At 68.5% G+C, this 19,720-nt stretch carries 15 protein-coding genes and 1 tRNA gene; 13 read left to right on the top strand and 3 right to left on the bottom strand.

Annotated elements, in window-relative coordinates; genetic code table 11:
• Window positions 1-39: 39 nt before the first annotated feature.
• The 5 genes from pdxY to Q8S38_RS20175 all read left to right on the top strand — a co-directional run bounded on the left by pdxY (window position 40) and on the right by Q8S38_RS20175 (window position 6,001).
• Window positions 40-888, top strand: coding sequence for a pyridoxal kinase PdxY (gene pdxY / locus Q8S38_RS20195; protein WP_305682136.1), 849 nt, complete (start codon window positions 40-42; stop codon window positions 886-888).
• A gap of 193 nt (window positions 889-1,081) precedes the next feature.
• Window positions 1,082-2,197: an endonuclease/exonuclease/phosphatase family protein gene (locus tag Q8S38_RS20190; protein WP_305682135.1), complete on the top strand. Its 1,116-nt coding sequence runs from the start codon at window positions 1,082-1,084 to the stop codon at window positions 2,195-2,197.
• Window positions 2,198-2,202: 5 nt separating this feature from the next.
• Complete coding sequence (locus tag Q8S38_RS20185) at window positions 2,203-3,105, top strand: PhzF family phenazine biosynthesis protein (protein ID WP_305682134.1); 903 nt, start codon at window positions 2,203-2,205, stop codon at window positions 3,103-3,105.
• On the top strand, window positions 3,102-3,854 hold the full coding sequence (locus tag Q8S38_RS20180; protein ID WP_305682133.1) for an NUDIX hydrolase: 753 nt from the start codon (window positions 3,102-3,104) through the stop codon (window positions 3,852-3,854). The genes Q8S38_RS20185 and Q8S38_RS20180 overlap by 4 nt, the downstream gene beginning before the upstream one ends.
• A gap of 44 nt (window positions 3,855-3,898) precedes the next feature.
• Window positions 3,899-6,001, top strand: coding sequence for a M3 family metallopeptidase (locus Q8S38_RS20175; RefSeq protein WP_305682132.1), 2,103 nt, complete (start codon window positions 3,899-3,901; stop codon window positions 5,999-6,001).
• A gap of 158 nt (window positions 6,002-6,159) precedes the next feature.
• Here Q8S38_RS20175 and Q8S38_RS20170 read toward each other — a convergent pair whose 3' ends face one another.
• Window positions 6,160-6,501 (bottom strand): hypothetical protein, encoded by a 342-nt coding sequence (locus tag Q8S38_RS20170; protein WP_267522020.1) that lies wholly within the window; start codon window positions 6,499-6,501, stop codon window positions 6,160-6,162.
• A 72-nt stretch (window positions 6,502-6,573) separates the two neighbouring features.
• Window positions 6,574-7,215: a YoaK family protein gene (locus tag Q8S38_RS20165; protein ID WP_305682131.1), complete on the bottom strand. Its 642-nt coding sequence runs from the start codon at window positions 7,213-7,215 to the stop codon at window positions 6,574-6,576.
• Window positions 7,216-7,604: 389 nt separating this feature from the next.
• On the opposite strand from Q8S38_RS20165, the gene Q8S38_RS20160 reads away from it, so the two are divergent.
• The 6 genes from Q8S38_RS20160 to Q8S38_RS20135 all read left to right on the top strand — a co-directional run bounded on the left by Q8S38_RS20160 (window position 7,605) and on the right by Q8S38_RS20135 (window position 14,006).
• Window positions 7,605-9,188 (top strand): 2-isopropylmalate synthase, encoded by a 1,584-nt coding sequence (locus Q8S38_RS20160; RefSeq protein WP_305682130.1) that lies wholly within the window; start codon window positions 7,605-7,607, stop codon window positions 9,186-9,188.
• Window positions 9,189-9,402: 214 nt separating this feature from the next.
• Window positions 9,403-10,677: a solute carrier family 23 protein gene (locus tag Q8S38_RS20155; protein ID WP_305682129.1), complete on the top strand. Its 1,275-nt coding sequence runs from the start codon at window positions 9,403-9,405 to the stop codon at window positions 10,675-10,677.
• A 159-nt stretch (window positions 10,678-10,836) separates the two neighbouring features.
• A tRNA-Lys gene (locus Q8S38_RS20150) sits at window positions 10,837-10,912 on the top strand.
• 287 nt (window positions 10,913-11,199) lie between these two features.
• Window positions 11,200-11,796 carry a TRAP transporter small permease subunit gene (locus Q8S38_RS20145; protein WP_305682128.1) on the top strand — a complete coding sequence of 199 codons (597 nt, stop codon included), beginning with the start codon at window positions 11,200-11,202 and terminating at the stop codon, window positions 11,794-11,796.
• 155 nt (window positions 11,797-11,951) lie between these two features.
• Window positions 11,952-13,610, top strand: coding sequence for a TRAP transporter large permease (locus Q8S38_RS20140; protein WP_305682307.1), 1,659 nt, complete (start codon window positions 11,952-11,954; stop codon window positions 13,608-13,610).
• A 141-nt stretch (window positions 13,611-13,751) separates the two neighbouring features.
• Window positions 13,752-14,006 (top strand): hypothetical protein, encoded by a 255-nt coding sequence (locus tag Q8S38_RS20135; RefSeq protein WP_305682127.1) that lies wholly within the window; start codon window positions 13,752-13,754, stop codon window positions 14,004-14,006.
• A 4-nt stretch (window positions 14,007-14,010) separates the two neighbouring features.
• Here Q8S38_RS20135 and Q8S38_RS20130 read toward each other — a convergent pair whose 3' ends face one another.
• Complete coding sequence (locus Q8S38_RS20130; protein WP_305682126.1) at window positions 14,011-15,399, bottom strand: M20 family metallopeptidase; 1,389 nt, start codon at window positions 15,397-15,399, stop codon at window positions 14,011-14,013.
• Between the two features lie 129 nt (window positions 15,400-15,528).
• On the opposite strand from Q8S38_RS20130, the gene Q8S38_RS20125 reads away from it, so the two are divergent.
• Window positions 15,529-16,947, top strand: a complete 1,419-nt coding sequence (locus tag Q8S38_RS20125; RefSeq protein WP_305682125.1) for an SNF2-related protein — start codon at window positions 15,529-15,531, stop codon at window positions 16,945-16,947.
• 78 nt (window positions 16,948-17,025) lie between these two features.
• On the top strand, window positions 17,026-19,653 hold the full coding sequence (gene treY, locus Q8S38_RS20120) for a malto-oligosyltrehalose synthase (protein WP_305682124.1): 2,628 nt from the start codon (window positions 17,026-17,028) through the stop codon (window positions 19,651-19,653).
• Window positions 19,654-19,720: the final 67 nt, after the last annotated feature.

Genomic DNA, 19,720 nt, shown 5'->3' with positions numbered 1-19,720 from the left:
CGGTTAGAGCTTGCGCCCCCAGACTCTGCCGAGATGCCCATGAACATCCTCTCGATCCAGTCGCATGTCGCCTATGGCCATGTCGGCAACGCCTCCGCCGTCTTCCCCATGCAGCGCCTGGGCGTCGAGGTCTGGCCGATCCATACGGTGCAGTTCTCGAACCACACCGGCTACGGCGCCTGGAAGGGCCGCGTCTTCGACGGCGGCATGATCGACGAGGTGATGGAGGGCATCGCCGAGCGCGGCGTGCTGCCGTCCTGCACCGGCCTGCTCTCGGGCTATATGGGCTCGGCCGATATCGGCCATGCCATCCTCTCGGCGGTCGAGCGCGTTCGGGCGGCCAATCCGAAGGCGGTCTATTGCTGCGACCCGGTGATGGGCGATGTCGGGCGTGGCGTCTTCGTGCGGCCGGGCATCCCTGAGTTCATGCGCGAACAGGCGGTGCCGGCTGCCGACATCGTCACGCCCAACCAGTTCGAGCTCGAATTGCTGACCGATATCGAGATTCGCACGATCGCGGATGCGCATCGCGCGGTCGAGGCGCTGCGCGATGCCGGGCCGAAGGTCGTGCTCGTCACCTCGCTCGTCACCGACGAGACGCCGGCCGACTCGATCGACCTGATGGCGGCCGACGCGAAGGGCGCTTTCCGCGTCCGCACGCCCAAGCTCGACGTCAGCGTCAACGGCGCGGGGGACGCGATCGCGGCACTGTTCTTCGTGCATTACCTGCGCGAGGAATCGGCGGCTGCCGCGCTCGCGAAGGCCGCGGCCTCGATCTACGGCCTGCTCAAGCGCACCAAGGAGGCGGGCTCCCGCGAAATCCTGACGGTCGCGGCGCAGGACGAGTTCGTGACGCCGACGCACCAGTTCGTGCCCGAGAAGCTCTGAGCGGGATGAAGCGCCCCTCACTCAGCCCTCATCCTGAGGAGCGCTCCGCAGGAGCGCGTCTCGAAGGATGCTCCAGCTGGTTCGTGATCCATCTGGAGCATCCTTCGAGACGCCGCTGCGCGGCTCCTCAGGATGAGGGCTGCGGGCGGGCTGACGGTGCGGTTCCGCACCGCGTTCGGCAGCGTCAGACGTCATGAAACTGCGCGTCGGCACCTTCAACGTCGAGAACCTGCTGACGCGCCATCGCTTCTCCTCGGGCGAGCGCAGCGATACCGCGCCCGCCATGTCGCTGTTCCATTTCCCCCGCGTCGACGAGCGCGACGCGGTCGAGCGTTCGCTGGCGGTTGCGCTGGAGGATGACAAGCGCCAGATGACCGCGCTCGCTCTGGCTGAGGCGCATGCCGATCTCTGGATGCTGCAGGAGGTCGATTCGCTGGCGAGCCTGCAGGCCTTCTTCGCCAATTACGTCCACCGCATTGCCGACCACCGCTACGGCCATTTCACGCTGCTGGACGGCAACGACCGCCGCAACATCGATATCGGCTTCGCCGCGCGGCGCGATCTGCTGGCGCCGCAGCGGGTGAGCGTGCGCTCGCACAAGGATCTCAGTTTTGCTGCGGCCGGCGTCCATGACCGCGATCTCGCCGCGCTCGGGATCGACCGCGACGGCAAGGTGTTTGCGCGCGACTGCCTGCAGGTCGAGCTCGATTTCGGCGACCGGAGCCTCGCCTTGTTCGGCTGCCACTTCAAATCGATGAGCAATGGCCGCGACGATGGGCGGGTGGCGACCCTGCCGGTGCGCCGGGCCGAGGCGCGCGCGGTCAAAGGGCTGATCAAGCAGCATTTCGGCGAGGGCTGGCGCGAGGCGAACTGGATCGTGCTGGGCGATCTCAACGCCTACCGCTTCGGGCTGGGGCCGCTGGCTGAGCGAATCGACGAGGGCGAGAGCGGAATCGAGCCGTTGCTCGACAATTTCGCCGTCGATCCGATGGAAGCCATCCCGCCGCATGAGCGCTGGACGCATTTCCGCCGCTACTGGTCGGAGGTGCGCCAGCAACTGGTCGAGACGCATATGCCGCTCGACCATATCCTCCTGTCGCCGGCGCTGGCTGCGGCCAATCCCGCTCCTGCCATACGAATGATCCGCCGCGGGCTGCCCTATCGCGTGCCGCTCGACCCGCGCGAACCCGACCGGTCCATCGCTGCGCTCGCCACCAGCGCAGACCGCTATCCACGCATCGGCTGGGACAGGCCCAAAGCCTCCGACCATTGCCCGCTCACCATCGACCTGACCATTCCGAAGGACTGACCGTCATGGCCCGCCGTTTCGTCACGCTCGACGTCTTCACCGCTACGCCCCATGCCGGCAACCCGCTGGCGGTGGTGCTCGACGCGGACGGGCTCGACACGGCGGCGATGCAGGCGATCGCGCGCGAGTTCAACCTGTCCGAGACCGTCTTCGTGCAGCCACCCGCGGAGGCCGGACACCGCGCCGCTCTGCGCATCTTCACGCCCGGCCGCGAACTGCCCTTCGCCGGGCACCCCACCGTCGGCACCGCGGTGCTGCTGGCGCTTCGCGACCGGGCGGAGGGCCGCGGCGCCGATATCCTGGTGCTGGAGGAGCCGATCGGCCGTGTGCCCTGCGCCGTCTCGGTGAGTGGAGAGCGCGCGGGGCAGGCGACCTTCACCCTGCCGCGCCTGCCGCAGGAAGGCGAGGCCGCGCCCGCCGCCGCCGAGATCGCCGCGGTGCTCGGGCTCGAGCCCGGCCGCATCGGCCTGCCCGGCCACCGCCCGGCCGTGTTCTCCGCCGGCGTGCCCTTCACCATGGTGCCGGTGGCCGATCTCGCCACGATCGGCGCGATCGCGCTCGATCTCGGACGCTGGGACGCCGTGATGACGCCCGCCGCCCATCCGAACGCCTTCGTCTACTGCCGCGAGACTGTCGAGGCCGGGCACCACTATCACGCGCGCATGTTCTGGCCGGGGGCCGGCATCGTCGAGGATCCGGCGACGGGCGGCGCTTCGGCAGCCTTCGCGGGAGCCATCATGGCGTTCGACAAGCCCGGGGATGGCGAGCACCGCTTCGTCATCGAGCAGGGCTACGAGATGGGCCGGCCCTCGCAGATCACGCTGGAGCTGACGGTGGCGGGAGGCGCGCTGGTCTCGGCGCGGATCGGCGGCTCGGCCGTCGTCATCAGCGAGGGCGTGCTGCTGTGACCGACGCCGCGAGCCTGGACACCAACGACATCGAACGCTTTTCCGACGGGCACATTGCCCGCGTCGACCGGATCGACGCCCGGATCGAGCCCTATGACTGGGCCTTCGCCCGCGATAACGAGGCGCAGATCGCGGCGCACTGGGCCAGGATCAGTGCCGGCAAGCCCGCCATGTTCAACGGGCGCATCCTGCTGCAGCATCGCGCGGCGATCGCCGATGGCGTGTTCCAGGCGCGTTATTTCGAGACCGACTACGCCGCCTTCATGACCTGGCGCGACGCCGGCCATCCGGGCCCGGCGCTGCGCAACGGTTTCGCGATGGGCGCGCTGCGGGCGGCCGACGGCGCCTTCCTGTGCGGGCGCATGGGCGGGCATACCGCCAATGCGGGCATGGTCTATTTCGCCGCCGGCACGCCGGATTGCAGCGATGTGCGCGCCGACGGCACGGTCGATCTCGCCGGCAGCGTCCTGCGCGAACTCGCCGAGGAGACCGGTCTGGCCGAGACTGATGTGCGGGTCGGGGAGGGATGGCATGCCGTGTTCTCGCCCGGCCGCGTCGCCTTCATGCGCCCGCTCACGATCGCCCTGCCGGCCGACGAGGCGCGCGCGCTGATGCTGTCGCGCATGCAAGGCCTCGAGGAGCAGGAGCTCGACGACATCGTGATCCTGCGCAGCGCCGCCGATTGCGACCGGCACCGCATGGCCCCCTTCATGAAGCCCTATCTGAGCCATATCTTCGCGCAGGATTGATCGGGCGTCCGATCTCTCTGCCGCCGCCAGCCGAAAGCGATGCCATGACCGCGCCCGTCTCCGTCTCGTCCGAAGCCTCCGTGCCCGAGGCGCTGCCGCTCCCGGCCGGCAACCCCTTCGCCGCACGCTGGGACACTCCCTTCGGCCTGCCGCCCTTCGCGGTGATCCGGCCCGAGCATATCCAGCCGGCCTTCGAGGCGGCGCTGGCGAAGCACAAGGACGAGATGGCCGCGATCGTGGCCGATCCTGCGGCGCCCGATTTCGCCAACACCATCGAGGCGTTGGAGCGGGCCGGGCGGGCGCTCTCGCGCGTCGGCGGCGTGTTCTACAATCTGGCGGGGGCCGACACGAACGAGGCGCTGCAGGCGATCGAGCGCGCGCTCTCGCCGCTGACCTCGCGCCACTGGTCGGCGATCATGATGGACCCTGCGCTGTTCGCGCGGGTCGATGCGGTGTTCGCCAAGCGCGAGGCGCTCGGGCTCGATTCCGAGCAGATGCGGCTGCTGGAGCGCACGCATCGGGGCTTCATCCGCTCGGGCGCGCAGCTCGGTGGCGAGGACAAGGCGCGTCTGGCCGCGATCAACGAGCGGCTGGCGGGCCTGGGCACCCAGTTCAGCCAGAACGTGCTGAAGGACGAATCCTCGTATGCGCTGATGATCGAAGACGAGGCGGGGCTGGCTGGACTGCCGCCCTTCCTGCTCGCCGCGATGGCACGCGCCGCGGCCGATCGCGGCCACCCCGGCCAGCATGCGGTGACGCTGTCGCGCTCGGTGATCGAGCCCTTCCTGACCTTCTCGACACGCCGCGACCTGCGCGAGGAGGCCTTCGCTGCCTGGGGCAAGCGCGGCGAAAACGGCAATGACAGCGACAACCGCGCCATCGTCGCCGAAATGGTCAAGCTGCGGGCGCAGAAGGCGAAGCTTCTGGGCTACGCGACCTTCGCGCATTTCAAGCTCGACGACGCCATGGCGAAGACGCCGGAGCATGTCCGCGAGCTGCTAGAGCTGGTCTGGACGCCGGCCAAGGCGCGCGCCGCGCAGGAGGCCGCCGATTTGGCCGCGCTGGCGCAGGCCGAGGGTGAGAACGGCCCGATCCGCCCCTCAGACTGGCGCCACTACGCCGAGAAGGTGCGCCAGAAGACCTATGCGCTCGATGAGGCCGTGCTGAAGCCCTATCTCCAGCTCGACCGGATCATCGCGGCCGCCTTCGACGTCGCCGGCAAGCTGTTTGGCCTGTCCTTCGCGGCGCGGACCGATCTCGCGGGCTATCATCCGGATGTGCGGATCTGGGAGGTGACGGAGAGCGCGACCGGCCGGCATATCGGCCTGTTCATCGGCGACTATTTCGCCCGCGCCTCGAAGCGCTCGGGCGCCTGGATGAGCGCCTATCGCGGCCAGCGCAAGCTCGGCGGCGAGGTCCGCCCGATCATCGTCAATGTCTGCAACTTCGCCAAGCCGGCGGAGGGCAAGCCTGCGCTGCTCTCGATCGACGATGCGCGCACGCTGTTCCACGAATTCGGCCATGCGCTGCACGGGCTGCTCTCGGACGTGACCTACGGGTCCCTGGCCGGCACCTCGGTGTCGCGCGACTTCGTCGAACTGCCCTCGCAGCTCTACGAGCACTGGTTCCTGACGAAGGAGGTGATGCAGAGCTATTGCCTGCACGCCGAAACGGCTGAGCCGATTCCCGAGGCGCTGATCGAGACGATCAAGCGCGCCCAGACCTTCAACCAGGGCTGCGCCACCGTCGAGTATACCTCCTCGGCGCTGGTCGACCTCGCCTTCCATTCGCTGGAGGAGCCCGGCGAGATCGACGCGCTGGCCTTCGAGAAGGCCGAGCTTTCGCGGCTCGGCATGCCCGAGGGCATGGTGATGCGCCACCGCACGCCGCATTTCACCCATGTCTTCTCGGGCGACGGCTATTCGGCCGGCTATTACAGCTATCTCTGGTCGGAGGTGATGGACGCCGACGCCTTCAACGCCTTCCTGGAGGCAGGCGACGTGTTTGCGCCGGAGCTGGCCGGCAAGCTGAAGCGCTACATCTATTCGGCCGGCGACACGCGCGACGCGGCGGAGGCCTACCGGCTGTTCCGCGGGCGGCTGCCGACGCCGGATGCGCTGCTGCAGAAGCGCGGGCTGGTGGCGTAGCACCTGTCCGGTCGCGTGAGGAAACACGCCGTCATCCCGGGCGACCGCAGGTCGTCCCGGGATCCATCATAGAGCTACGTCCCACCCCCCGATGGATCCCGGAGCGGCGCCGCTTCGCGGCTTGTCCGGGATGACGCGGAGGTTCGGCAGCCAAATCCTCACCCCGGATAGCCGAACCGCGCCTTCGTCGCCCGGATCTGGCTGATCGCGCCGCCCTCGTTGCCGGCGGCGCAGGTCGAGCGGGCCGTCGAAATCTCGGCCGAAACCCGCGTGTGCACGCCCTTCGTCGTGTGGCCGGTGGCGAGGTCGTTGTCCATCACCGCCTGGAAACGCTCGACCTCGCCGGAGCAGCCCGAGCCCGTGGGCATGCGGAAGGTGTTGGGCGTGACGCCGGCGCCGGCCTGCTCGGGCGGCGGGGCCGGGGGCGTGCTCGGGGCGGGGGTCTGGCAGGCGGCGAGGCCGAAGGCGAGGGCGGCGAGGGGCAGGGCAAAGGCGCGCATGGCGGGCTCCGGCATCGGGTGGGCGCGAGGATGACCGATTCCCGCGGGCGGGCAAAGCGGGCGCGCTCAGGCTCAATCGTCCAGGGGCAGGAAGGGCAGGGCGAGCGCGAAGATCGCGGCCGCCAGCGCCGCCAGCCAGACTGCGCCCTGGCCGACGAGGTAATGCGCGATGGCGCCGTTGATGCAGCCGGTGAGCAGGCCGAGCCACAAGACCAGATGGCGCACCCAGCCGAGGGCCGGCCCGCCGAGCATGGCGCCCGCCATGCGCTGGCCCATCTTCACCAGCGTCCCGGTCATGTAGGTGAGCGCGATGGTGACCTCGCCGTCGCGCTGGAAGACGCCGTTCTCGGCGCCCATGGCGAAGGCGAGCAGCACGGCGCCGGCAAAGCTCAAGCCGATCATATCGAGCGTGGCGGCCAGGGCGAGCGCAGCGGCCACCAGCCCCAGCACAGCCGATTTGCGCCGCCGTCCGCCAAAATGGCCGACCAGCGAGCCGCAGATCACGCCGCCGACGAAGAGCGCGAGCACGGTCGCGGCCGTGGCGATGCCGCCGGTGTGCAGCCCGGCAAGCTCGATGCTCAGCCGCGTGGTGTTGCCGCTCATGAAGGAGACGAAGAAGCCGCCGAGGCTGATGAAGCCGATCGTGTCGATATAGCCCGCGAGGCCCGACAGGCAGAAGGCGAGCCCGATCGCCCAGCGGTTATAGGTCATCATCCTGTTTCGTCCCCCGGCGCTGCGTGATGAGCCAGCCCCCGCGCTGCGTGATCATAAGGCGCGCATCCGCCGCGTCGCATGCGCACAGCGCCCGCGACATATGCTTGCGCCGGCGTGCCGGTTTCGGCTACATCATTCCAAGGTCAACGAGGATCGCCTGTGTCACCGACGCTTGCCCATGACTGGTTTGACGACCGCGCCAGCGCGCGGGTCGCCGGTTCGTGCGCGCGTCCTGCCGCGTCGCTTGGTCTGCTTCTTCTCCTTAGCCGCCCCTGAGGGCCGGCCGGGCATGCATGCCTGGGCGCTCAGGGGAGTGACGAGAACGACCTTCCCGATCTGAGGCGCCTGCATCCGACGAGAGCGGCGCCAGCTCTTTCAGGACCATGATCATGACCGAAACGACCAACGGCAACGGCTCTTCGACGCCCGCTTCCACCAAAGACCGCGTGCTGATCTTCGACACCACGCTGCGTGACGGCGAGCAGTGCCCCGGCGCGACGATGACCTTCGAGGAAAAGCTCGAGATCGCCGAACTGCTGGACCTGATGGGCGTCGATATCATCGAGGCCGGTTTCCCGATCGCCTCCGACGGCGATTTCGAGGCGGTGTCGGAGATCGCGCGGCGCAGCAAGCGCTCGACCATCGCCGGCCTCGCCCGCGCCATCTCCGGCGACATCGCCCGGGCCGGCGAGGCGGTGCGCCATGCGGGCAAGCCGCGCATCCACACCTTCGTCTCGACCTCGCCGATCCATCTCGAGCACCAGATGCGCAAGTCGCAGGAGGAGGTGCTGGAAATCATCACCAAGACGGTGGCGCAGGCGCGCAACCTGGTCGAGGATGTCGAGTGGTCGGCGATGGACGCCACCCGCACCCCGATCGATTACCTCTGCCGCACGGTCGAGGCGGCGATCCGCGCGGGCGCGACCACGATCAACCTGCCCGACACGGTCGGCTACGCCACGCCCGACGAATACCGCACGATGTTCCGGCAGGTGCGCGAGCGCGTGCCCAATGCGGACAAGGCGATCTTCTCCGTCCATTGCCACAATGATCTCGGGCTGGCGGTGGCCAATTCGATCGCCGGCATTGAGGGCGGGGCGCGGCAGGTCGAATGCACGATCAACGGCATCGGCGAGCGGGCCGGCAATGCTGCGCTGGAAGAGCTGGTGATGGCGCTGCGGGTGCGCGGTGACGTGCTGCCCTACGACACCGGCATCGACGCCACCCTGCTGATGAAGGCCTCGCGCGCGGTGTCGGGCGCCTGCGCCTTCCCGGTGCAGTACAACAAGGCGATCGTCGGGCGGAACGCCTTCGCCCATGAGAGCGGCATCCACCAGGACGGCATGCTGAAGAACCAGACCACCTATGAGATCATGACCCCGGCCTCGGTCGGCGTCACCAAGACCTCGCTGGTGATGGGGAAGCATTCGGGCCGCGCCGCCTTCCGCTCGAAGCTGAAGGACATGGGCTACGATCTGGGCGAGAACCAGATGGAGGACGCCTTCACCCGCTTCAAGGCGCTCGCCGACCGCAAGAAGCACGTCTATGACGAGGATATCGAGGCGCTGATCGACGAGAACCTGGCCTCGGCGCATGACCGGGTCAAGCTGGTCTCGCTCACCGTCATCGCCGGCACGCGCGGCCCGCAGCGCGCAACGATGAAGCTCGATGTCGAGGGTCGCCTCGTCACCGAGGAGGTCGAGGGCAACGGGCCGGTCGACGCGATCTTCAACGCGATCAAGACGATCGTGCCGCATGAGGCGACGCTGGAGCTCTACGACGTCCATGCCGTCACGCAGGGCACCGACGCGCAGGCCGAGGTCACGGTGCGGCTCACCCATGACGGCTCGTCGGTGACCGGCCGCGGCGCCGACCCCGACACGCTGGTCTCCTCGGCCAAGGCCTATCTCGTCGCGCTCAACAAGCTGATGGCCAAGGGCTCGCGCCTGCATGCGCAGGCGGCTGCGGGGTAGGGGTTTTCGTCATTCTCGGGCGAAGCGAAGCGCAGACCCGAGAATCTCGCCCCGGAGATGCTCGGGTCAAGCCCGAGCATGACGTCGAGACGAAGCCCATCCGATTCCGGTGGATGACCGCGCCCCGATCTGGCGCGGGCGCGCGACTTGCCTTCATCTCGCCTCCATTAGCGGCCGCTCCTCGCGGCCGAACGGCATGGCGGGAGCGATTGCAATGGCAGGCTATTTTCCGAACTGGACCCTGAAGACCTCGGGCACCGTCATGCCCGACGAGCGGCTGCCGGTCGGCCAGACCTTCATCGCGGGGCTGCAGCATGTCGTCGCGATGTTCGGCGCGACCGCGCTGGCGCCGATCCTGATGGGGTTCGACCCCAATGTGGCGATCTTCTTCTCCGGCGTCGCGACGCTCTTGTTCTTCATCGTCACGCGCGGGCAGCTGCCGAGCTATCTCGGTTCGTCCTTCGCCTTCATCGGCGTGGTGATCGCGGCGACCGGCTATGCCGGCTCCGGCCCCAACGCCAATATCGGCGTGGCGCTCGGCGGCATCATCGCCTGCGGGGCGGTCTATGCCGCGATCGGCTTGCTGGTGCAGGCGGTCGGCACGGCCTGGATCGAGAAGCTGCTGCCGCCGGTTGTGACGGGCGCGGTCGTGGCCGCGATCGGGCTCAACCTCACGGGCGTGGCGATGAACATGATCTCCGCCAGCGCCTATACGAAGTGGATCGCGCTGTTCACGGTCGTCACGGTCGCCGTGGTGGCGGTCTACAGCCGCGGGCTGGCGCAGCGCCTGCCGATCCTGATCGGTGGGCTCGTCGCCTATCTCCTCTATGCCTCCACGGCGCAGAGCTTCGGCGCACCGCCGGTGGACTTCGGCCGGGTCGCGGCGGCCGCCTGGTTCGGTCTGCCCAACTTCGTCGCGCCGGTGTTCGACGGCCGGGCGATCGCGCTGATCGCGCCGGTGGCGATCATCCTGGTCGCGGAGAATCTCGGGCACATCAAGGGCATCGCGGTGATGACGGGCCGCAACCTCGACCCGCTGATCGGGCGGGGCTTCATCGCCGACGGCGTCGCCACCATGATCGCGGGCTCGGGCGGCGGCACCGGCGTCACCACCTATGCCGAGAACATGGGTGTGATGGCGGTGACGCGGGTCTATTCGACTCTGGTCTTCGTCGCGGCCGGCATCATCGCGCTGGTGCTGGGCTTCTCGCCCAAGTTCGGCGCGGTCATCGGCACGATCCCCGTGGCCGTGCTCGGCGGGCTCGCCATCGTGGTCTTCGGCCTGATCGCGGCGACGGCCGGGCGGATCTGGGTCGAGAGCAAGGTCGATTTCGCGCAGCCGAAGAACCTGCTTACGGTCGCGACCGCGCTGATTCTGGGCGCAGGCGATCTCAAGCTGCCGATCTTCGGCTTCGAGCTCGGCGGCATCGGCACGGCGACCTTCGGCGCGATCGGGCTCTATCACCTGCTGAACCGCAAGGCCGACTGAGCGGGGCCGTTAACCGCGTCGACAGCGCCCGCGGCGGTCTCGCCGCGGGTCTCACATATTTCTGTCGCAGACGGGTGGACAGGGGCGGGGGGCTTTGCTACATCGCCGGCCTGCCTGACGCGGCTTCGGCCGCGAAACGGCATGCGCTTCGTGGCGTATGGGTGATTAGCTCAGTTGGTAGAGCAGCTGACTCTTAATCAGCGGGTCGTAGGTTCGAGCCCTACATCACCCACCACGAACCTCCCTTTCCGGACATCTCCATCGAAGTCCCGATCCGCCAGCGCGGCTCTTCGGGCGGTCGCGCGTGTCGATCGCGGAATGTCTGGCGCGGGCTGAAGCCTGCGATGTCGAACATCGTTTCGCTCTGCGTTCCACTGGCGATATTTTGTGCTGAGAATCCCGGACCGGACCCGCTCGATGCGGGGTCCCGGCGCTTGTGCCTGCCTTGGCCTTCCTATAACCGGGGCGCTGATGGGGCCTGCGCTCAGAACAAGGCGCCGCACGAGAACTGGGAGCACCGACGTGAAGGGACTACTCCGGATCAGCAGTGTCATCGACTCGGTCAACACGCAGATCGGCAAGAAGATCGCGTGGCTGATCCTGGTCGCCGTGCTCGTGGCCGCCATCAACGCGATCGTCCGCAAGGTCTTCAACATGTCGTCGAACGCCTGGCTCGAGCTGCAGTGGATGCTGTTCGGCGCGGTCTTCCTGATGTGTGCGCCCTGGACCCTGAAGGTGAAGGAGCACATCCGCATCGACATCGTGAACAGCCTGCTGCCCAAGAGCGTGCAGCGCTGGATAGACCTCGTCGGCCATACGTTGTTCCTGATGCCGTTCTGCCTGCTGATGATCTATCATTCCTGGCCCTTCTTCATGCGCTCCTACGCCATCAACGAGCAGTCGCTCTCGGCGGGCGGTCTGGCGCAGTGGCCGGCCAAGGGGCTGGTCGTGATCGGCTTCGTGATGCTGGCCGTGCAGGGCGTCTCCGAGATCATCAAGCAGGTCGCGATCATGCGCGGCGAGCTCGATGACGACGAAACGCTGCGCGGCCACGCCGCCGCGGCCGAAGCCGAGGCGCATCGCCTGCTCGAGCAGGCCAAGCAGCAGGGGCTGGCATGATGCGCTCCCCGAAAGACGTCCGGACCCCCGCCATGACCGCCATTCGCCTGTCCCGTGTCGCCGGCCTGTTGCTCGCGCTGACGCTCGTCGCCTTCCTCGGCCTGCACACCGGCGAGGCTCACGCTGCCGGCCTCGGCGATTTCCTGCGCGTCAACATGGCGCCGGTGATGTTTGCCGCCCTCGTCGCGTTCCTCCTGCTGGGCTATCCGGTGGCCTTCGCGCTGGCGGCCAACGGCCTGCTCTTCGCCATCGTCGGCATCGAGCTCGGCATGTTCCAGGAGAACTTCCTGCAGGCGATGCCGGAGCGAATCTACGGCACGATGAACAACGACGTGCTGCTCGCCATCCCGTTCTTCACCTTCATGGGACTGATCCTCGAGCGCTCGGGCATGGCGGAAGACCTGCTCGACACGATCGGCCAGCTCTTCGGGCCGATCCGCGGTGGTCTGGCCTATGCGGTGATCTTCGTCGGCGCACTGCTGGCCGCCACCACCGGCGTCGTCGCGGCCTCGGTCATCTCGATGGGCCTGATCTCGCTGCCGATCATGCTGCGCTACGGCTATGACCGGCGCCTCGCAACGGGCGTGATCGCCGCCTCGGGGACCCTGGCGCAGATCATTCCGCCTTCGCTGGTCCTGATCGTGCTGGCCGACCAGCTCGGCCGCTCGGTCGGCGACATGTATGAGGGCGCCTTCATCCCCGGCCTCGTGCTGTCGTCGATGTATGCGGGCTACGTCTTCCTCGTCACGATGATCTATCCCAGCCGGGCTCCGGGCCTGCCGCCGGAGGCGCAGACCCTGCGCGATGCCGATGGCCAGACCCGCCGGCGCTCGCTGCTGGTGATCACGATCATCGCCTTCGGCTCCGCCTATGCCTGCATGAAGCTGTTCACGAAGGTCCAGGCGGGTGCCGATTTCGTCATCCTGACGATGTCGATCGCGGTCGGCATCGCCTTCGTCATCGCCATCGTCAACAAGCTGCTGGGTCTGAACCTGCTCTCGCGCATGACCGAGCAGGTCATCTTCGTGATGGTGCCGCCGCTGGCCCTGATCTTCCTCGTCCTCGGGACGATCTTCATCGGCGTCGCGACGCCGACCGAAGGCGGCGCGATGGGGGCCGCCGGCGCGATCCTGCTGGCCTATGGCAAGAAGCGCATGACCTTCGACCTGCTGAAGCAGGCGGTGGAATCGACGGCCAAGCTCTCGGCCTTCGTGCTCTTCATCCTGGTCGGCGCGCGGGTGTTCTCGCTGACCTTCTACGGCGTCAACGGCCATCTCTGGGTCGAGCATCTGCTGGTCGGTCTGCCGGGCGGCGCCACGGGCTTCCTGATCGTGGTCAACATCATGGTCTTCCTGCTCGCCTTCTTCCTCGACTTCTTCGAGCTGGCCTTCATCATCGTGCCGCTGCTCGGGCCGGCTGCCGAGAAGCTGGGCATCGACCTGATCTGGTTCGGCATCATCCTGGGCGTGAACATGCAGACCTCGTTCATGCACCCGCCCTTCGGCTTCGCGCTGTTCTTCCTGCGCTCGGTCGCGCCGAAGGATCCCTATCGCGACAAGGTGACGGGCACGATGATGGAGCCCGTGACGACGGGGCAGATCTACTGGGGGGCGGTGCCCTTCGTGGTGATCCAGTGCATCATGGTGGCGCTGGTGGTGATTTTCCCGCAGATGGTGATGCATTACAAAGCATCGGCGGTGCAGCTCGACCAGAAGGCGATCGACAAGCAGTTCGACTCGATCCAGATCCCGGGCATGGGCGGCCCGGGCGGCTTGCCGGGGCTCGATCTGAGCGCGCCACCAAGCTTCAAGTAGCGCGCTGCCCGACCTGTCATGAGACCCACGACGCCGGCATATGCCGGCGTCGTTCGTTTGGGGTGATGCTCATGGCTCGCCCGATGGCAGCGAACCTTTGCGATCGATGATGCGTTGTTCCTCCAACCGAGGAGCGACGACATGACCGATCCGATGATGATGCAAGCCGATCCGACGGGTACGCCGGCGATGCCGACCCCGCCTCAGGAAGCGCCGCCCCTGACTCCGTCAGAAGTGCCGCCGGCGCCGCCGGTCGAATCCCCGCCGGCCGACGTGCCGCTCGGCATACCCGTCGAGCCGCCGTCCGAACTGCCGCCGAACGCCCCGCCCGAAGGCCCACCGGCGACACCCTTCGACATGCCGCCCGATCGCGCGCCGCGCCAGCCGATGGAGTAGCGGCTTAAAGGGGCGGCGCTTCGCCAGAGCCGAGGTCCCAGTAAAGCCCGGCCATCAGGCCGAGCGCTTCGCGGGCAACGGCGATCGGCATGTGCTCGTCGGGCGCGTGCTGCGAGCAGCCGGGATAGGAGTGCGGCACCCAGATCGTGCGCAGTCCGAGAACCTCTGCGAAGATGTCGTTGGGCAGCGAGCCGCCGAGATTGGGCAGCAGCGCCGGCTTCTTGTTGGTGCTGCGGGCGATGGAGTCGATGGTGAACCTGACCCAGGCGTCGTCGGGGTCGAGCCGGGTCGCGCCGAAGCGCTCGGTGCCGGGCATGATGATCTCGACCATGCTGAAGCCGTGACGATCGAGATGCCGGCGCAGCGCCGGCACGACGTCCAGCGGGTCGATACCGACGACGAAGCGCAGCGCCACGCGCGCCCAGGCGCTCGGCGGCACGGCGTTGACCGGCGTTTCCGGCACGCCCGATTTCATCGCCAGCACGTCGAAGGAGCACCAGCCGAAGACCTGCTCGGCCGGCGAGAGATCGGGCTCGCCCCAGCCCGGATCGATCGTCGGACCGTCGGGCCCGCCATCGATGACGCAGTCGGCCACGGCCTCGCGCACGGCGCGCGGCAGCTCCTTGGGAACCCATTCAGGAATCCGGATCTGGCCGGTCGGGGAGGTGATCGAGGCGATGGCGTGGGCGAGCTGGATCGCGGGGTCGGAGAGGATGCCGCCCCAGTTGCCGGAATGATGCCCGCCCTCGCGCGCGACGATCGAGAGATCGAAGGTGATGACGCCGCGGGCGCCGAGGAAGACGGTCGGGCGTTCGGCATTGAGGCGGGGCCCGTCGGAGGCGATCAGCACGTCGGACTTGAACAGTGCGGCCTCGTCGGCGCAAAGCTCGCGCAGGCCCGGCGAGCCGGATTCCTCGCCCATCTCGATCAGATATTTGGCGTTGAAGCCGAGCTTGCCGCGTGATTCAAGAACGGCCCGCAAGGCATTGATGTTGATGACGTGCTGGCCCTTGTTGTCGACGACGCCGCGGCCATACCAGCGGCCGTCGCGCTCGGTCAGCGTCCAGGGCGAGAGGCCTTCGCTCCATTGCGCGTCGAGCCCGCGGATGACGTCGCCATGGCCGTAGCCGAAGATCGTCGGCAGGCTCTCATCCTCGATGCGCTGGGCGAAGAGGAAGGGGCCCTTGGCCTTGGGGTGGTGCAGGATGCGGCATGTGAAGCCGAGGCCTTCGAAGAGCGGGCGCATCTCCGTCTCGAGATAGTCGCTCAGGACCGGGGCGCGGTCGGGGTTCTGGCTTTCCGTCGGCATCGCGATGAGGCGGGCGAGGTCGCGCTTGAGGGCGCCGGTGTCGAAATAGTCTTGCGCATGCGCGATGGCCTGGCCGCGGGTCATGAAAGCTCGCTCACTGTCTGCCGGAAGGAAAGGACGGGCAGGGTCGTTGCCGATCCCGCCCGGCGTTGATACTGCCATGCACATGCAGGAATTGCCCACGGAAGTTGGCGCGCAGGCGATGCGCGCCCGATGACGGACGAGCCCGGTCTGATGGTGCCGCATGCGCATCAGCGCGTCGCGTGCGATGCGATCCTGGCGGCGCGGGCGGCGGGGGCGCCGGGTTTCCTGCTGGGCGACCTGACCGGGCTCGGCAAGACGCTGTCGGCCTGGCTCGCGCTCTCGGCGATGCCGGAGCAGGACATCCTGGTGATCTGCCCCAAGGGCGCGATTCCGCAATGGCGGCGGACGATGGCGCTGTCGGGGTTGCCGGCCAAGCGCGTCACGCTGATGAACTTCGAGAAGACCAAGTCGCTGCTGGCGCCGCCCGCCGATTCGAAGAAGCGCTCGGTGCGGGCGAAGAACAACGAACTGGCCAAGCTCGGTGTACCCCGACGCGTCTGGCCGCTGGTCGTCATCGACGAGGCGCACCGGATCCGCAACCCGAACTCGCAGCAGGGGCTGGTCTGCCGGCAGATGGCGGCAGCGTCCGCCTTCACGATCTATATGAGCGCCACCGCTGGCCAGTCGCCGCATGAGCTGTCCTATCTCGGGCCGCTGCTGGCGCGGGCGGCGGGCATGCCGAGCGCCGATCTCGACGGTTTTCGCGCTCTGATGAAGCAGCTGCGGATCGGCCGGGCCAAAGGCCGCTGGAAGAACTGGAGCTGGGAGCCCAACGAGACCGACCGCAAGGTGATGGCGGACCTGCTCTATCGCGGAGCCCGCGCGATCGGCCTGCGGCGGCGGCCGGAAGAGATCGCCGGCTGGCCCGAGGTTCAGCGCGAACTGGCCCCGGTCTCGCTCGATGCGGCCGCACGCAAGCTCTACGACGCGACCTGGCGGGAATTTCGCAAGGAGCTCGGCCTGGCCGGCGGCTCGACGCGCAAGCCGCAGGGCTGGGCGGCGGATCTGCGTTTCCGCCAGAAGGCGAGCCTGCTGCGCATCCCCGGCACGGTCGATTTCTGCGACGACCTGCTCGGCAATGACGAGCAGGTCGCGGTCTCCGTCGCCTTCCTCGAGACCAGCGCCATGCTGGCGGATGTGCTGCGCGGCCGCGGCTGGCGCGTGGGCGAGATCAATGGCGAGCGCTCGGGACCCGTCAACGAGCAGACCCGGATCGTCTTCCAGACCGGCGGGCTCGATGCGGTGATCTTCACCGTGACGGAGTCGATCTCGCTGCATCGCGGCGAGATGCCGGGCGGCGAGCGCGAGCGGTCGCTCGTCATCCACGACATGCGCCACAGCGCGATCCAGCTTCAGCAGATCGAGGGGCGCTGCCACCGCGACGGTCAGCACGCGACGATCTTCTATGCCTATGCCGAGGATACGGTGGAGGAGGCGGTGGCCGGGACGGTGATCGCGCGCATGGCGGCGATGGAGGGGCTCGCGGGCGACGACACCCGCCTGCTCGAGGCGATCGCCGGAGTCGTCGAGGCGCGGGCGGCAGCCTGAAGCGCGGAACAAGCCCGGCGATCCCCGGTTCAGTCTTTCGGCCCGCCTTGTGGCCGCCAGCCTGAAAGATTTGAACCGATGCCGGATGCGCCGCAGCGCCGTGACACCCTTGCCCCGCAACCTGTGGCCTCGCCGCCCCGCGCCACCTACCGCCTCCAGTTCCACAAGGGCTTTCCGTTTTCGGCCGGGCGCGATCTCGCCGCCTATCTCGGCGCACTCGGCATCAGCCATGTCTACGCCTCGCCGATCCTGACCGCGCGGGCGGGCTCGATCCATGGCTATGACGTCGTCGATCTCGACGCGATCAACCCCGAGCTCGGCGGCGCGGCCGGATTTGAGGAGATGGCCGCGGCGCTGCGGGCCCAGGGCATCGGGATCATCCTCGACATCGTGCCCAACCACATGGCCGTCGGCGGCGCCGACAACCGGCTCTGGCTCGACCTGTTGAAGCATGGCCGCGGCAGCGCCTATGCGGGCTGGTTCGACGTGGATTTCGACGGCCCCGATCCGCAGCTCGCCGGCAAGGTCCACGCCCCCTTCCTGGGCGAGCCCTATCCCGCCGTCCTGCAGTCCGGCGCGCTGTCGCTGGTGCTGCACGAGGGCGGCTATGCCGTGTCCTATGGCGAGCATCTGTTTCCGATCCGGCCGGAGGACCAGGCCGAGATCGCCGCCGTCGGAATTGCCGGCTTCCAGGACGCCGACGCGCTAGACGCGCTGTTGTCGCGGCAGAATTTCGTGCTCGACTGGTGGCGCAACGCCGGCGACCGGATCAACTGGCGCCGCTTCTTCGACATCACCCAGCTCGCCGCCGTGCGGATGGACGAGCCTGCGGCCTTCGTCGCCCAGCACGCGGTCGCGCTGGGTCTCTATCGCGACGGGCTGATCGACGGTCTGCGCATCGACCATGTCGACGGGCTTGCCGATCCGGCCGGCTATTGCGTCGCGCTGCGCCGCCATCTCGATACGCTCCAGCGCCAGCGGCCGCAGGGACTGCAGGACGAGCGGGCCTGGCTCGTCGTCGAAAAGATCCTGGCGCCGGCCGAGCCGATCCCCGCGGATTGGGATGTCGATGGCGCGACCGGCTACGATTTCATGGACCAGGTCTCGGCGCTGCAGCACGACCCCGACGCCGCCTCGGCCCTGTCGGCGCATTGGGCGGTGCTGAGTGGGCGCCCGCGCGATTTCCACGCCGAAGAGGAGATGGCGCGCCACGAGGTCCTCTCGCACGCCTTCGATGGGCAGCGCGAGCGGCTGGTCGATGCGCTGGAGGAGGCGGGGGGCCGTGATCGCGAGGCCGAAGGCCTGACCCGCTCGGCGCTGCGCCGCGCCGTCACCAGCCTGATCGCGCAATTGCGGGCCTATCGCAGCTACGCCACCGGCCGCGACGACGGGGTCGGCGCGGGAGACGCGGTGCAGGCGGCCCTGAAGGTCGCGCTGGCCAAGCCGCTCACCGATGCGCCGGCGCTGCGCTTTCTGGTGTCGGTCCTCGCGGGCGAGGGCGCGGAGGCGCATCGCCCCGCGCGCATCACCGCGATCCGCCGCTTCAACCAGCTCGCCGCCCCGCTGGCCGCCAAGGCGGTCGAGGATACGGCGTTCTACCGCTATGGCCGGCTGCTCTCGCGCAACGATGTCGGCTTCGATGCCGAGGTTCTGGGCACCACGCCCGAAACCTTCCACGCCCTGATGGGAAAGCGCGCCGCCGAGTTACCGGCGTCGATGCTGGCGACCGCGACGCATGACCATAAGCGCGGCGAGGATGTTCGCGCCCGGCTGGCCGTGCTGAGCGAGATGCCGGAGGACTGGATCGACGCGACGCGGCGCTGGCGCGCGCTGGCCGAACCGACCCGGCCGGCGGGGCTCGACCCGGCGGATGAATACATGTTCCTGCAGATGCTGGTCGGCGCCTGGCCGCTGGGCCTGCGCCCCGATGACGCCGCCGGGCTGGACGCCTTCGCGGTCCGCCTCGGCGACTGGTGGCGCAAGGCCTTGCGCGAGGCCAAGCTGCGCTCGAGCTGGGCCGAGCCGAACGCGGCCTATGAGGATGCGGCGCTGCAATTTGCCACCGACGCCCTCAATCCGGCCCGGAGCACGGCGCTGCTGCAGGAGGTCGCGGCCTTCGTCGCCCGCATCGAGCGCCCCGGCGCGCTGAACGGCCTGGTACAGCTGGCGCTGCGCTGCACGGTGCCGGGCATCCCCGACAGCTATCAGGGCACCGAGTTCTGGGATTTCAGCCTGGTCGATCCTGACAACCGCCGGCCGGTCGATTTCGGCGCCCGCAAGATCGCGCTGGCGCAGCATCTCTCGCTCGATCTGCTGGCCGAGAGCTGGCGCGACGGGCGCATCAAGCAGGCGCTGCTGCGCAAGCTGCTGCGGTTTCGCCTGAACCAGCCGGCGCTGTTTGCGCAAGGCGGCTACGAGCCGATCGAGTTCGTTGGGCCGCGCGCCGGAAACGGCGTCGCTTTCCTGCGTCGTCATGAGGGCGCGGGCATGCTCGTCGTGGCGGCGCGCTGCTGTGCCGAGGGGCTGGCGCCGGGCGAAGCGCTGGTGCCGGAGGGCGACTGGTGGGGAGAGACGCGCATCGTGCTGCCGGCAGGACTGCGCCTGACGGAGGCCGTGATCGGGCCCGATCTGGCCGCCGACGGGATCCGGCTGTGCGAGGCGCTGCCGGTCGTGCCGGTCGGGGTCTGGGCGGTGGAACGCGCCTGATCGCTCGCCTCGGACAACACCGCTACCCCGGATGACCAAAGGTCGTCCGGGGTAGCGGATCCCGACG

It is taken from the genome of Allobosea sp., from assembly GCF_030695125.1.
GTDB lineage: Bacteria > Pseudomonadota > Alphaproteobacteria > Rhizobiales > Beijerinckiaceae > Allobosea.
Note: the sequence above shows the minus strand (reverse complement) of the source record. Positions and strands in the feature narration are given on the sequence as shown.

Excerpts from the sequence above, each read along its gene's own strand:
- Q8S38_RS20130 (WP_305682126.1), bottom strand. The coding sequence starts at position 15,399 with ATGACCCGCGGCCAGGCCATCGCGCATGCGCAAGACTATTTCGACACC.
- Q8S38_RS20175 (WP_305682132.1), top strand. The coding sequence starts at position 3,899 with ATGACCGCGCCCGTCTCCGTCTCGTCCGAAGCCTCCGTGCCCGAGGCG.
- Q8S38_RS20185 (WP_305682134.1), top strand. The coding sequence starts at position 2,203 with ATGGCCCGCCGTTTCGTCACGCTCGACGTCTTCACCGCTACGCCCCAT.
- Q8S38_RS20135 (WP_305682127.1), top strand. The coding sequence starts at position 13,752 with ATGACCGATCCGATGATGATGCAAGCCGATCCGACGGGTACGCCGGCG.
- Q8S38_RS20190 (WP_305682135.1), top strand. The coding sequence starts at position 1,082 with ATGAAACTGCGCGTCGGCACCTTCAACGTCGAGAACCTGCTGACGCGC.
- Q8S38_RS20160 (WP_305682130.1), top strand. The coding sequence starts at position 7,605 with ATGACCGAAACGACCAACGGCAACGGCTCTTCGACGCCCGCTTCCACC.
- Q8S38_RS20170 (WP_267522020.1), bottom strand. The coding sequence starts at position 6,501 with ATGCGCGCCTTTGCCCTGCCCCTCGCCGCCCTCGCCTTCGGCCTCGCC.
- Q8S38_RS20155 (WP_305682129.1), top strand. The coding sequence starts at position 9,403 with ATGGCAGGCTATTTTCCGAACTGGACCCTGAAGACCTCGGGCACCGTC.
- Q8S38_RS20125 (WP_305682125.1), top strand. The coding sequence starts at position 15,529 with ATGACGGACGAGCCCGGTCTGATGGTGCCGCATGCGCATCAGCGCGTC.
- treY (WP_305682124.1), top strand. The coding sequence starts at position 17,026 with ATGCCGGATGCGCCGCAGCGCCGTGACACCCTTGCCCCGCAACCTGTG.
- Q8S38_RS20140 (WP_305682307.1), top strand. The coding sequence starts at position 11,952 with ATGGCGCCGGTGATGTTTGCCGCCCTCGTCGCGTTCCTCCTGCTGGGC.
- Q8S38_RS20165 (WP_305682131.1), bottom strand. The coding sequence starts at position 7,215 with ATGATGACCTATAACCGCTGGGCGATCGGGCTCGCCTTCTGCCTGTCG.
- pdxY (WP_305682136.1), top strand. The coding sequence starts at position 40 with ATGAACATCCTCTCGATCCAGTCGCATGTCGCCTATGGCCATGTCGGC.